We start from the raw sequence: 12,805 nt of genomic DNA, 5'->3' as shown, positions 1-12,805 counted from the left end.
TGGCGATGCCGCGTTGATGCTTTAAGCCGAACCCGAACTTGGGAGGATCATATGACTAAGAGAATATTTGTAGCGTTGAGTTTGACGCTTCTGGCCTGTACCGCATTCCATAGCTCAGCCCGAGCGCAGACCACCGCGCAGCAGGGGGAAAGCTCGTCGCCTTCCGCGATTCCGGCAGGCTGGCGTGCCCAGGGCTTAGAGCCGATCAGCTATATAGAAGTACTGCCCGGCAGCCTTCGCGCCTTCAAAATGAGCATGAAGCGCGTTGGCGATGCGTGGTACCTGTTCGTTGCGACAGGGGCGCGGGGCAAGGGCGGGTTTGAGGTCTTTGACGTGACCGATCCCACCAAGCCGTCCCGCGTCAGCACCGTGGAGGTGCCGGGCAGCGCCGGGCAGATCACGGTGGGCGACAATCTGGCGATTATCGCCCAGCAAAGGCCCTATGCCGAGCATTCCGTCCAGGAAAAGCCCTTCGATGGCATCGCGGCCGAACCACGTCCGCTCGCGACGATTTTCGACGTCAGCGATCCACGGAATCCGAAGAAGGTTTCGGAATGGATCGCGTCCGGCTGGGGCACGCATCGAAACACCTACCCCGGTGGGCGATACGCCTACATGTCCGCCTGGGTCGAGGGCTTCAAAGGCCAGGCAACGATGGTTGTCCTGGATCTGAGGGATCCCGCAAATCCCGTCGCGGTCGGAGGCTGGTGGCAACCCGGCCAGAAGGACGGTGAGCCCGATCGGCCAACGCCGAACGGCTTCCATGGGCCTGTTAACATCAATCCCGCCGAAAACCTGCTGACCACCGCTTATACCCCGGAACTGGTGAACCTGGACATCACTGACCCCGCAAAGCCAAAGCTGATCGGCAGCCTGACGTTCTCGCCCTTGCCGGATGTCGGCGCGCAAGCGATGCATACCGCCCTGCCAATGCGCAATGGCATGATGCATGTGAACTCGGAACCGTCCAAGCCTGGATGCGGCGCGGAAAACATGAGCTTTGCCGGCATCGTCGACAATAGCAATCCCGCTGCACCTGTCCTGGTCAGCTACTACCCGCGTCCTACCCCGCCTGCCGACTCCGGGATCGCGAGCTTTTGCGAGGAAAGTGGCCGCTTCGGTCCCCATAACGTCAATGGCGAAAGCCACTCGCCGTACCTGAAAGACGCGTCGGAGGACGACCTCGTCTATATGACCTATTTTACCGCCGGCCTTCGCGTTTACGACGTGCACGACCCCTTCGCGCCGAAGGAGACGGGTTGGTTCTTACCTTCGTTCGATCCCGCGGGGCCCTCACGAGGCCTGGAGGATGTGATCGTCGATACGCGCAACGTCGTCTATGCAAGCAATGGCCTGGGGCGCGGCGTCTGGCTTTTGCGTCCCACGGGCGATGGGGCCATATCAGAAACCAATACCAAGACCGGGAACTAGGATTTTCCACATTCAACCGGTGGGCGCGTCGGGCTGGTCAATGCCCGGCGCATCCCTTTGAAGACTGATCGGAAGGACCGATCCCGGCTGCGTCATCTAAAAAGAGAAGCCCAGTCGGCACGCAACTGGTCGGCATCCGCCACTGCGTGCCCCAGCCCGCTTAAGGCTTGCGCAACGGTGGCCACGAGCGCGGCATTGTCGGGCGCGATGCATCCGTCAGGCAAAAAGATATTGTTTTCGAAGCCGGTGCGTACATGGCCGCCCATGAGGACGGCAGCCGTCCCGCAAGCGGCTTCGCGCGGGCCGAAGGCGCAGACCATGAAATGCCGGAAGCGCGGCATGTCTGGTGCGAGAAATGGCAGCAGATCCGCGGGCGCTGAGCGCTGGCCTTCCGTGTAACGGCCAAGCACGTAGAGGACCGGCAGATCATCAAAAGGCAAGACTCCGCGGGCCATCATCTCCTTGAGCTGCCGGGCTTCATCCGGGTGATAGAGGATGATCTGCGGAAGGATATTTTCCTGTTTCATGAACGCCAGAAAGCGCGCGAATTCGGCCTCGTGCGAGGCCTGGGGCACCAATTCTTTCAGTGCGAGTGAGGCGGCTTCGGGCCGAACCTGACGCACAATCTCCATCTGCTCGGGCGGTTGATAACGGCCAACCGCTTCAGTCGTGATCTGAAGCACCAGCTTTTTCCCCACAGCCTTCCGCACGGCGCTGATCGCCTCCGCATAGGCCTCTGCCTCAAGAATGTGCCGGTCTTGTTTGTCGCGTACATGCATGTGGATCATCGCTGCCCCCGCATCGAGACACGCCGCCGCCGTGTCCGCCAGCTCTCTTGCCGTCAGCGGCAGGGCGGGATGGTCGGCTTTAGTGCGTCGCGCGCCATTGGGGGCGATTGCGATAGTGGCAGGTGCCGTCACGGGATCGGTTTGCATCACCGCATTCTCCATTCGTTGCAGACCGTGCAACATTTGTTGCATAGCTGGAATTGCCGGTCTAGGATGCTTCTCATGGATTGTGCGACTTTTGCCGCGGAGATCACAAGGTCGATCGGCACACTTCCCGGCCAGTTGGAAGTGGCGGCACGATATGTGCTGGAAAATCCTGGCGACGTGGCGCTTTTGTCCATGCGCGAGCAGGCGCGCCGCGCCGGCGTTCAGCCCTGGACCATGACGCGACTTGCAAAGCGTTTCGGATTGGATGGCTATGAGGCGGTGCGCGAGCTCCACGGAAAAGCGCTGAAGGAGCAGGCGCTCGGCTTTGCCGGAAGGGCCGGCGCGCAAATGGCGCGCCAGCGTGAGGCGGGCGGGCCGATGCTGGCCAAGGAAATTGCATCCGCAGCCGCCTGCCAGATCTTTGCGTTGGGCGAGGCGGGAGCGGCCCACACCCTTTTCGAAGCGGCTCAGGCCATGGCGCGGGCACGCCGGGTCTATTGCGTTGGTCTGCGCTCCAGCCGGCCGGTGGCCGAACATCTTGCCTATATGTTGAACTTCCTTGGCGAGAAGGCCGTCTACCTCGATTTCAGCGACGGTGTGGGACTAGACGCGCTTCGCTTTGCTACTCAGGACGACCTGGTCTTCGTGGTTACGGTCGCGCCCTATACGAGGGCGGCCGTGGAGGCGGCGCGGCATGCCCATGCCAGGAGTCTTTCGATCATTGCGCTGACCGACCGCCCGGCTTCGCCCGTTGCACGGCTTGCCCGTCATGCCATCCTGGTGGGAACCGAAAGTCCCTCATTCTTCCACGCCATGGCGCCTGCCTTTGCCGCAGTCGAGATCCTGGCGGCTCTGGTGGCCGGGGAGGGCGGCGACGCGGCTCTAGAGGTGATTGCCCGCACGGAGCGCCAGCTTTCCGACCTCAAGGTTCACGTTTTCGAATACGGGTCCGCGCATCGGCAAGGAAACCATTCATGACCTATATCTTGCATCGCCAGATTCATGGCCAATTGCCTGTCGCTGCGGGCGGCCGGGGTGTAAAGCTCTTCGACAGCGCGGGGAAGGAATATATCGACGCTTCGGGCGGGGCGGCGGTTTCCTGCCTCGGCCACAATCATCCTGATGTGGTGGCTGCGCTAAAACGCCAGGCCGAGAAACTCGCCTACGCGCACACGAGCTTTTTCACTAACGAGCCAGCCGAGGCGCTGGCCGAGAGGCTGGTAAAGGCGGCGCCGGAGGGTATCAGCCATGCCTACCTCGTATCAGGGGGGTCGGAGGCGAACGAGGCTGCGCTGAAGATGGCGCGGCAATTTTTTGTCGAGAAGGGCGAAGCGCAGAGGCGGCACATCATCGCCCGCCGCCAGAGCTACCACGGCAACACGCTGGGTGCGCTTGCTGCGGGCGGAAACGAGTGGCGCCGGGCCCAATTCCGACCGCTTTTGATTGAAACGCATCACATTGACCCTTGCTATGCCTATCGCTACCGGCAGCAAGGGGAAAGCGATGAGGAATACGGTCTGCGCGCTGCTCAGCAGCTGGAGGACAAGATCCTTGAACTCGGGCCTGATACGGTTATGGCCTTCATCGCCGAGCCGGTGGTGGGCGCCACTGCGGGCGCGGTGCCGGCCGTATCGGGCTATTTCAAGCGCATTCGCGATATCTGCGACCGCTACGGCGTGCTGCTTATCCTAGACGAGGTCATGTGCGGCATGGGCCGTACAGGTACGCTTTTCGCCTGCGAGGAGGACGGTGTTTCGCCCGATCTCGTCTCGATCGCCAAGGGTCTCGGTGGCGGCTATCAGCCGGTCGGCGCCGTGCTCCTCTCCCGCCAAATCTTCGATGCCTTTGCGCAGGGTTCAGGCCTTTTTCAGCACGGCCACACTTATATTTGTCACCCGATGGCCTGTGCTGCCGCTCTTGCGGTGCAGGAGGTGATCGAACGCGACAACCTGCTCGCCAATGTGCGGGAGATGGGAAGCTATCTTCGTGCGCGCCTTGAAGCACGATTCGGCAATCATGCCCATGTGGGCGATATCCGCGGCCGGGGACTTTTCCTTGGCTTGGAACTGGTCGCCGACCGCGCCACCAAGGAACCGTTCGACCCGGCACGCAAGATTCATGCAGGCGTGAAGAAGGAAGCTATGGCGCGGGGCCTTATGGTTTATCCTGCCGGAGGAACCATAGACGGCGCGCGCGGCGATCACGTGCTTCTTGCCCCGCCATTCATTCTGGACAAAGAGACGGCGGATACCATCGTCGATCGCCTGGGAGAGGCAATCGATGCTGCGTTGGGTTAAAAAAAGATGCAAAGGGAGGACGCCGGAAGCCCATCCTGAACACTGAGGAATACATAAACAATCTGTTGCAACTTGCGGCAGAATGCGCAGTTTAGTCATCGGACTGGCTGGGGTGTAGCGAAACTGGCTCCTGCCAGCGCGATACGGGAAAAGGCCTGATGTTCCGCACGTGGCGCAGGCGCTGGCTTTCGCAATGCGAGGGCCGTTACGATATCGACGTGCATATCATTGTATAGGGATCTAGGGAGTCGCCATATGAAATCCAATCGAACACTCGGTCTTGGACTCGCCGCGGCCATGGTCGGTACGCTCCTGGCCGGCAATGCCGCTGCACAGGAGCAGCGTTTCGTATCGATCGGTACGGGCGGCGTAACCGGAGTCTACTATCCGGTCGGTGGCGCCATATGCCGTCTGATGAATCAGAACCGTCGTGAGCATGGCGTTCGCTGTTCGGTGGAATCGACCGGCGGCTCGGTTTTCAACGTGAACGCAATCAAGGGCGGCGACCTGGAGTTCGGCACGGTGCAGTCGGATGTTCAATATAATGCCTTCAATGGCGAGGCCGATTTCGCCGACGGGGGCGCGCACGAGAAGCTGCGCTCGGTATTCTCGCTCCATGCGGAGCCGCTGACGGTTGTGGCACGTGCCGATGCCGACATTTCCGACTTCGACGGCCTCAAAGGCAAGCGGGTCAATATCGGGAATCCCGGCTCTGGCCAGCGTGCGCTGATGGACCTGCTCATTGCCGAAAAGGGCTGGACCAATGCCGATTTTGCTCTCGCGTCGGAGCTTGCTCCGGCGGAGCAGGCTTCCGCGCTGTGCGATAACAACATCGATGCCTTTGCCTACACGGTTGGCCATCCGGCCGGCGCTATCGAGGAGGCTACTACGACTTGTGACAGCGTGATCGTGCCGGTGGAAGGCGAACTGGTCGACAAGCTGGTCGAGGAAAATCCATACTACTTCAAGGCCGTTATCCCAGGTGGCATGTATCGTGGCACCGATCAGGACGTGAACACCTTCGGCGTGGGCGCTACGCTGGTGACTTCCGCAGATGTGCCGGAGGACGTCGTTTATACGCTGGTGAAGGCGGTCTTCGACAATTTCGACGACTTCAAGAGCCTGCATCCGGCGCTTGCCGGCTTGACGCCCGAGCAGATGGTCAGCCAGGGCAATTCGGCTCCGCTCCATCCGGGTGCCGAGAAGTACTACGAGGAAAAAGGCTGGCTCAACTAAGCTAGCTTTCCAAGAGGGCGCCCGTGTGGGCGCCCTTCTTCGTTGCGCATGCGCGACAGCGCGCGATAGCTAACATGAAGTGCGCAATAACTAAAATTGATAATAAAAAGAATTTCGATCGGGAACATACAGATGGCCGAAAAAACGAAAAACGTGACGGGAGAACAAGCTCCACTTTCCGCAGACGATCTGCAGGATCTTGTCGCCTCAACTGATACCGGTGCTCGGGAGCCCTCCGGTATCGCAGGCTATATCATTGCCGGCGTGGCGCTCTGCTGGTCGCTGTTTCAACTCTATATCGCTTCGCCGGTGCCGTTCTCTCTTTCCTCGCTGACGGGTCTGCCCCTCGTTTTCAACGATACGCAGATACGCTCGGTGCACCTCGCTTTTGGCCTTCTGCTTGCGTTCCTGGCCTATCCTGCCTTTTCGAGCAGCCCGCGCGATCGCATCCCTGTGATCGACTGGATCCTGGCGATAGCGGCTGCATTCTGTGCTCTTTACATCTTTATCTTCTATCGCGAGCTTTCCGGCAGGCCGGGCGCATCCATCACCCGTGATTTGGTGGCCGCCGGGATCGGCATGGTCCTGCTTCTGGAAGCAACACGACGCGCGTTAGGTCCCCCCCTCATGGTGGTGGCCATTATCTTCCTGGCCTATGTCTTCTTCGGTTCTTCAACCGTTGTTCCGGATGTCCTGAGATGGGGCGGCGCCTCGTTTTCGCGCGCCATGGACCAGATGTGGCTCACGACCGGCGGCGTTTTCGGCGTTGCCATCGGGGTCTCGGCCTCGTTTGTCTTCCTTTTTGTGCTGTTCGGCTCGATGTTGGACAAGGCCGGGGCAGGCAACTTCTTCATCAAACTCGCCTTCGCATTTCTCGGTCATTTGCGCGGCGGTCCGGCGAAGGCTTCGGTCCTTTCCTCATTGATGACCGGAATGATTTCCGGCTCGTCCATCGCGAATGTGGTCACGACCGGCACCTTCACCATTCCTCTCATGCGCCGTATCGGCTATTCCGCCGAGAAGGCCGGCGCGATCGAGGTGGCAAGCTCGGTCAACGGGCAGATAATGCCGCCGGTCATGGGCGCGGCCGCTTTCTTGATGGTCGAATATGTCGGCATCCCCTATTCGGAGGTCGTCCGGCACGCCATCCTTCCGGCACTCATCACCTATATATCGCTGCTTTACATCGTGCATCTGGAAGCGGTGAAGAAGGACATGCCGGTGCTGCAGCGCCGCCAGAGCGGCCCGTTCTTCATGTCTCTGGTGCGCTCCCTTATCGTCTTCCTGTCCTTCGTTCTCGTCCTGATCGGCACCTACTGGCTGGTCAAGCTGGTAAGGATGGCTCTGCCGGGACTTTCGACGGAGATCTTGATCTTCCTTCTGCTGGGGGCGTATGTGGCCGCGCTTTGGTTCGCGGCCAAGGTACCCGACCTTGAACTGGACGATCCCAACGCACCGGTGGTGAAGATTCCCAGCGCCCTGGAGGTTGCCAAAACCGGCTTCCACTTCCTTTTGCCGCTCTTCGTACTTGTCTGGATGTTGCTGGTGGAGCACCGCTCGCCGGGGCTTTCGGCCTTCTACGCGGTCCTGCTGCTGATTGTGATCATGCTCACCCAGAAGCCGTTGAAGGCGTGGTTCCGCCGGTTGCAGACGCCGGAAATCCGTGCCGCTGCTCTGGAAGGCTGGTACGATCTCGGCAATGGTATGATCCTCGGCGCGCGCAACATGATCGGCATCGCCTGCGCGACCGCCGCGGCGGGCATCGTCGTCGGCACCGTCACGCTCACGGGCGTCGGCCAGGTCATGGCCCAGTTCGTCGAGCTGCTTTCGGGCGGCAACATCTATCTCATCCTCATCTTCACCGCCATCATCAGCCTGATCCTGGGCATGGGGTTGCCGACGACGGCGAACTATATCGTCGTCTCCACCTTGATGGCGCCGGTGATCGTGAACCTTGGCGCCGCGAACGGCTATCTCATCCCGCTGATCGCGGCCCACATGTTCGTCTTCTATTTCGGCCTGATGGCTGATGTGACGCCGCCCGTTGGGCTTGCTTCCTTCGCCGCATCCGCCATTTCAAGGGCCGACCCGCTGCGCACCGGCGTTCAGGCGTTCTTCTACGAGATGCGCACCGCGCTCTTGCCGTTCGTCTTTGTATTCAATCAGGAACTCCTGTTGATGGACGTGACGCTGCTGGGCGCGATCTTCGTGTTTATGAAGTCTACAATTGCGATGCTGCTCTTTGCCGCCGCGACGCAAGGCTTTTTCATGACCAAGTCGCGCCTATGGGAATCGGCAGCGCTTCTGCTCGTTACCGCCGCGCTCCTCCGGCCGGGCTTCTTTCTCGATTTCGTGCAGCCGCCCTATGAGCAAATCGAGCCACAGCGGCTTTTCGAGGTCGTGGAGCAGCTTCCGTCTGATTCAGAGGTGCGTGTGCTGATCAGGGGCCCGAGCTTTGAAGATCCTGACCAGACATTGGAGCGCACGATGGCCTTCAATCTCGGAGAGGCAGGGCAGGATGGGCAGATGCGTTTCGAGGAGGCGACAGACCTGCCGGCGCGCATTGAAAGCGGCTCGGTCATTCTTGATGAGCCCCTGGACCTGAACAGCCTGTCCGGCCGCACCCTGTCCAATATGGACTTCTATGCTGATGAGCCGGTGCAGGTCGTGGCTTTCGAAGTGCCCGCGGAACGCATGCCGAGGGAGGTCTTCTATATACCCGCCGTGTTTATACTGGGACTGGTCATGTTCCTGCAGCGCCGGCGCGGCGGTACGCTCGCCGGCAATCCTGTCCCGCAACCCGCCTGAGAAGAAGCAATGTACAAGGACATACTCCTCTCCATCGATCTCGGCCATGCGGAAGACGAGCTGCGTGCGGTCAATACCGCTGTGGAATACGCCCGCTCATTCGGCAGCCGTCTGCACGTGATGACCGTCGTCCCCGATTACGGGATGTCTATTGTTGGCGGCTTCTTTCCCAAGGAGCATGAGCAGAAGGCGATCGAGCACGCGAACGAGGCGCTGCACGAATTCACCAAAGAAAACGTGCCCTCTGAGATCAAGCACCGTCACATCGTAGGCCACGGCTCGATTTATCGCGAGATCCTGCGCTATGCGGGGATCGTGAAGGCGGATCTGATCGTATTGTCGGCCAAGAGGCCGGGACCGGAAGACTACCTGATCGGCCCCAATGCAGCGCGGGTCGTTCGCCACGCCATGATTTCAGTACTGGTTGTACGGTAGCGCGAGCGGCTCCTGAAAGGTGTCCGATCTTCGATCAGCCATTTCCCTAAAAGCTGGCGAAAGAGAAATACCACGCAGCCTGCGCAAGGGTGTTGCCGCGGACCCCGTTTTGCCGTTCAATGCCCTCCTGGCGGGTGCGAGGAAACTGGATGCGCGACGAGGGCGCTTTTCACTTTCTGGACGGCGGCGGATCAATGGCCGCAGCTATACGAGGCCATGACTGGGCATCGACTTCCCTGGGACCTATCGACAGGTGGGACGCAGCCCTCAGGATCGCCGTGTCTATGATGCTGAATTCCAGCTTCCCCGGATGCATCTTCTGGGGGCCGGACTTCATCAGCATTTACAATGATGCCTTCAAGCCGATTCTGGGGGAGAAGCCGAAGGCCCTTGGTAGACCGCTCCGGGAGGTTTGGAGCGAAATTTGGCCCACGGTCGGCCCAATTGCGCAGAAGGCTTACCGTGGCGAGGCGACATTCAGCGAGGATTTTCCGGTAGTCATAAACCGGCATGGTTATCCGGAGGAGGCGTGGTTCACTTTCTGCTATAGCCCCGTCCGCGACGAAAAGGGACATATCGCAGGGATATTGGCCACCGTGTCGGAGACGACAAATAAGGTCCGGGCCGAACAGAAGCTGCATTTGCTCAATGCCGAACTTTCTCATCGGATGAAGAACCTGCTTGCAATGGTTTCCGGCCTGGCCGGACAGACGCTCCAGTTCGCCGCTTCGAAAGAAGAGGCGCACAGAACGCTCGTGCAGCGCTTGTCGGTGCTGGCTGAAGCACATTCGGTGTTCATGGAAGGAAGGCGTAGCCGAGCGCCAATGAGGGCTGTCATCGAACGGGCATTGTCGCCGTTCAGATCCGGGCGGGGGCGGATATCGATTGATGGCGCGCCGCTGGACCTTTCCGACAAGCAAGCGCTGTCACTGGCGCTCGCGATTCACGAACTCGCCACCAACTCCATCAAATATGGCGCTCTTTCGGCCCCGGCGGGAGAAGTTGCAATCTGCTGGAAAGCAGGCGACGTCGGCACAGAGGATGAATTCAAGCTGGTCTGGATCGAGAAAGGAGGGCCGCCCGCCAAAGAGCCTTTGCGAGCAGGCTTCGGCACGCGGCTAATCGGGGAGGTGCTGGCCGCCGACTTCCGAGGCAAGGTGTCGCTCACCTATCCGCCCGAAGGCTTTCGCTGCGAACTGGCGACTCGCATGAGGGAGCTTGATTCGCCCGACAGCCCTGAATCGGATCCTCGCTTGCTGGCGCCGGCACCGAGCGTGCCGGCCACCCACTGAATATCCCCGCTCAATTGCTGCAAGCACACTGATGCGGCGCGGGCATATCGCTTGGACAAGCGGCGGAGCTTCCGTTCGCCTTGGCTCTTGCGTTCATCTGATTATTTACTGCGCATGATCGATCCCAGCCGGGCTCGGTCGGTCACCTTGAAATCAAACACAAGAACCCCTCCGTCGGCCAGATAGGGACCGACGAACTCCTTGAATTTCTGGTGCTGGGGATCGAAATACCTGGTCTCTTTTACGACAGGCGCCCCAACATAATAGTTCCGGTCCCCTTCGGAGCTGAATGTAACGACGAAGGCTTCCTCGAAACCGCCTGCTACGCCTTCTCCGCTGCTTTGTTTGCCGGATTCGATCAGAACGATGTAGGGCTTGCCGTTACGCGTCGCCGACTTGGCCAGGTCCATGAACCGGATCCTGATTTCTTCTCGCTGGTTTTCCGTGGTTCCGGCCTTGTAGCGGAAGAGGACGATGTGCCGGATAAGGCCAGGCTTGTAGTCAGGGCTGGTGAAGGTGGCCGCGCCCACTTCGCGAAGCTCATTATCCAAAATCTGACGCGCCGGAACGCTCTCAGCGGCATAACCCGGACCAATCATGGATACTGAAACCAGAAGGGTTGCTATAAGCTTTTTCATAATTTACTCCAAACCTAATAAACTATACAAATTCCATTTTACTATTCTACGATATGAGAAATGCATTGCCGTTTTATAAATGAAACCCCAGGCTTTTAGGTAAATTATTCTTCAGAAAAGTGAGCCTTGCTTTCCGGGCTCTCGTGCAGGAGCGCTTTTCCGGTTCGTATTCGAGGACTTCCCGGTTGAGATCGCCCCTATGTTGCCGTCCGCAAATTGCAGGCGTAGCGTCTCGCCCGGCTTCACATCGCTCGCGCGCTTAAGCGGCCTGTCTTCGCCATCCCGCACCAGCGCGAAACCGCGTTCCAGAACGCTTTTATAGGAAAGCGATTCCGCGAGCCTGACCGCCTGCTCATAAACCGTCCTCGCGCGTTCCACCCGGAGGGAAACTGCGCGGTCCTTCCTCGCTATGGCAATCTTCAGGCGCTCGCCAAGAGTTGTTATTCGCTGCAGCGTCACGCGCGGGCTGACGCGTGCGGCATCGCGGTCGAAACGGGCGCGGCGATGGCGTACCAGGCCTTGATAGACGAGGGGCAGCCGCTCACCGCATTGGTTGGCATCGCGCCTTGCCTGTGCAATCCGCCGATCGAGCGTGGCGATGGAAACCCGGACGGCGTTTAGATGCAGGCGCTTGCCTTGCGTGGAGGTTTGCAGCGCACGGCCCAGCCTGCCTGCCGCTTCGTCGAAGCGTCGGCGCGGCAATGCGAAGAGCTGGTCAGGGGAGGGGAGCGCACGCGCCAGACTGCGCGTCTCCTGCCGCCGCCGGTCGAGACAACGGGATATGGCGCCCTTAAGCCGGGCGGAAAGGCGCGCGATATTGGCCTCCAGTTCCGCTTTCACCGGCACGGCCACTTCGGCGGCGCCCGTCGGGGTCGGTGCGCGCCGGTCGGCGGCAAGGTCTATGAGTGTCCAGTCCGTCTCGTGACCGACCGCCGAGATCAACGGAATCGCGGATGCGGCGGCGGCGCGCACAACCGCCTCGTCATTAAAGCCCCACAGATCCTCCAGGCTGCCGCCGCCGCGCGCGACGATAAGGATATCGGGTCGCGGGATTGTCCCGCCCGGCTGAAGCGCATTGAAGCCTGAGATCGCGGCGGCAACTTCCGCGCCGGTAGTCTCTCCCTGGACCCGCACAGGCCAAACGACGACATGGACGGGAAACCGGTCGGTGATGCGATGAATGATATCCCTGATAACGGCACCGGTTGGCGAGGTAACGACGCCGATCACATGCGGCATGAAAGGCAGCGGCCGTTTTCGGCTCTCCGCAAACAACCCTTCTGCGGCCAGCTTGCGCTTCCGCTCCTCCAGGAGCGCCATCAGAGCGCCGGCCCCGGCCGGTTCAAGACTCTCGATGACGATTTGATATTTTGACGAGCCCGGAAAGGTGGTGAGGCGGCCTGTCGCGATCACCTCCAGCCCTTCCTGTGGAGGAAAGCGCAATCTGGCGAAAGTGGTTTTCCAGATCACCGCTTCCATACGTGCCCGCTCGTCCTTGAGCGAGAAATAGCAATGGCCCGATGAATGGGCTCCACGGAAACCGGAGATCTCGCCACGCACGCGCACATGTCCGAAGGTATCTTCGATCGTGCGCTTCAGTGCATGCGAGATCTCGCTCACCGAATATTCGGCGACATTGCTGAGCGAATCGTCTTTTTTTGCTTCTTCCATTTTTCGATTGAGCAGCCTGCCGCTTCCAGCGTCAACCCGTTCTAAGCCGCCGACGGACCTCC

General features: G+C 60.1%; 10 protein-coding genes. 7 read left to right on the top strand and 3 right to left on the bottom strand.

The window, feature by feature from the left end; genetic code table 11:
- Positions 1–51 precede the first annotated feature (51 nt).
- The gene (locus GNP00_RS06770) at positions 52–1,431 is read left to right on the top strand and encodes an LVIVD repeat-containing protein (RefSeq protein WP_011579521.1); all 1,380 of its coding nucleotides are present in this window, start codon (positions 52–54) and stop codon (positions 1,429–1,431) included.
- Between the two features lie 92 nt (positions 1,432–1,523).
- Here the strand turns inward: GNP00_RS06770 and GNP00_RS06765 are convergent, their stop codons facing one another.
- Entirely contained in the window at positions 1,524–2,366 is an 843-nt protein-coding gene (locus GNP00_RS06765) for a beta-keto acid cleavage family enzyme (RefSeq protein ID WP_011579522.1), read from the bottom strand.
- Between the two features lie 75 nt (positions 2,367–2,441).
- Between GNP00_RS06765 and GNP00_RS06760 the strand changes: the two genes are divergently transcribed.
- From GNP00_RS06760 to GNP00_RS06735, 6 genes are all read left to right on the top strand, one after another.
- Positions 2,442–3,344: a MurR/RpiR family transcriptional regulator gene (locus tag GNP00_RS06760; protein WP_011579523.1), complete on the top strand. Its 903-nt coding sequence runs from the start codon at positions 2,442–2,444 to the stop codon at positions 3,342–3,344.
- Positions 3,341–4,663: an aspartate aminotransferase family protein gene (locus tag GNP00_RS06755; RefSeq protein WP_011579524.1), complete on the top strand. Its 1,323-nt coding sequence runs from the start codon at positions 3,341–3,343 to the stop codon at positions 4,661–4,663. The genes GNP00_RS06760 and GNP00_RS06755 overlap by 4 nt, the downstream gene beginning before the upstream one ends.
- Before the next feature lie 255 nt (positions 4,664–4,918).
- A complete protein-coding gene (locus tag GNP00_RS06750; RefSeq protein WP_011579525.1) occupies positions 4,919–5,899 on the top strand; it encodes a TAXI family TRAP transporter solute-binding subunit in 981 nt (326 codons plus the stop codon).
- A gap of 132 nt (positions 5,900–6,031) precedes the next feature.
- Positions 6,032–8,707, top strand: a complete 2,676-nt coding sequence (locus tag GNP00_RS06745; RefSeq protein ID WP_011579526.1) for a TRAP transporter permease — start codon at positions 6,032–6,034, stop codon at positions 8,705–8,707.
- Between the two features lie 9 nt (positions 8,708–8,716).
- Complete coding sequence (locus GNP00_RS06740; RefSeq protein WP_011579527.1) at positions 8,717–9,142, top strand: universal stress protein; 426 nt, start codon at positions 8,717–8,719, stop codon at positions 9,140–9,142.
- Between the two features lie 149 nt (positions 9,143–9,291).
- The gene (locus tag GNP00_RS06735; protein WP_011579528.1) at positions 9,292–10,434 is read left to right on the top strand and encodes a sensor histidine kinase; all 1,143 of its coding nucleotides are present in this window, start codon (positions 9,292–9,294) and stop codon (positions 10,432–10,434) included.
- Positions 10,435–10,535: 101 nt separating this feature from the next.
- Here GNP00_RS06735 and GNP00_RS06730 read toward each other — a convergent pair whose 3' ends face one another.
- Together GNP00_RS06730 and xseA are read right to left on the bottom strand one after the other, a co-directional pair.
- Positions 10,536–11,072, bottom strand: coding sequence for a Dabb family protein (locus GNP00_RS06730; RefSeq protein ID WP_011579529.1), 537 nt, complete (start codon positions 11,070–11,072; stop codon positions 10,536–10,538).
- 111 nt (positions 11,073–11,183) lie between these two features.
- Entirely contained in the window at positions 11,184–12,743 is a 1,560-nt protein-coding gene (xseA, locus tag GNP00_RS06725) for an exodeoxyribonuclease VII large subunit (RefSeq protein ID WP_011579530.1), read from the bottom strand.
- Positions 12,744–12,805: the final 62 nt, after the last annotated feature.

The sequence above is a fragment of the Chelativorans multitrophicus genome, assembly GCF_011317445.1.
Taxonomy (GTDB): Bacteria; Pseudomonadota; Alphaproteobacteria; order Rhizobiales; family Rhizobiaceae; genus Chelativorans; species Chelativorans multitrophicus.
Note: the sequence above shows the minus strand (reverse complement) of the source record. Positions and strands in the feature narration are given on the sequence as shown.

Excerpts from the sequence above, each read along its gene's own strand:
- GNP00_RS06770 (WP_011579521.1), top strand. The coding sequence starts at position 52 with ATGACTAAGAGAATATTTGTAGCGTTGAGTTTGACGCTTCTGGCCTGT.
- GNP00_RS06765 (WP_011579522.1), bottom strand. The coding sequence starts at position 2,366 with ATGCAAACCGATCCCGTGACGGCACCTGCCACTATCGCAATCGCCCCC.
- GNP00_RS06760 (WP_011579523.1), top strand. The coding sequence starts at position 2,442 with ATGGATTGTGCGACTTTTGCCGCGGAGATCACAAGGTCGATCGGCACA.
- GNP00_RS06755 (WP_011579524.1), top strand. The coding sequence starts at position 3,341 with ATGACCTATATCTTGCATCGCCAGATTCATGGCCAATTGCCTGTCGCT.
- GNP00_RS06750 (WP_011579525.1), top strand. The coding sequence starts at position 4,919 with ATGAAATCCAATCGAACACTCGGTCTTGGACTCGCCGCGGCCATGGTC.
- GNP00_RS06745 (WP_011579526.1), top strand. The coding sequence starts at position 6,032 with ATGGCCGAAAAAACGAAAAACGTGACGGGAGAACAAGCTCCACTTTCC.
- GNP00_RS06740 (WP_011579527.1), top strand. The coding sequence starts at position 8,717 with ATGTACAAGGACATACTCCTCTCCATCGATCTCGGCCATGCGGAAGAC.
- GNP00_RS06735 (WP_011579528.1), top strand. The coding sequence starts at position 9,292 with ATGCGCGACGAGGGCGCTTTTCACTTTCTGGACGGCGGCGGATCAATG.
- GNP00_RS06730 (WP_011579529.1), bottom strand. The coding sequence starts at position 11,072 with ATGAAAAAGCTTATAGCAACCCTTCTGGTTTCAGTATCCATGATTGGT.
- xseA (WP_011579530.1), bottom strand. The coding sequence starts at position 12,743 with ATGGAAGAAGCAAAAAAAGACGATTCGCTCAGCAATGTCGCCGAATAT.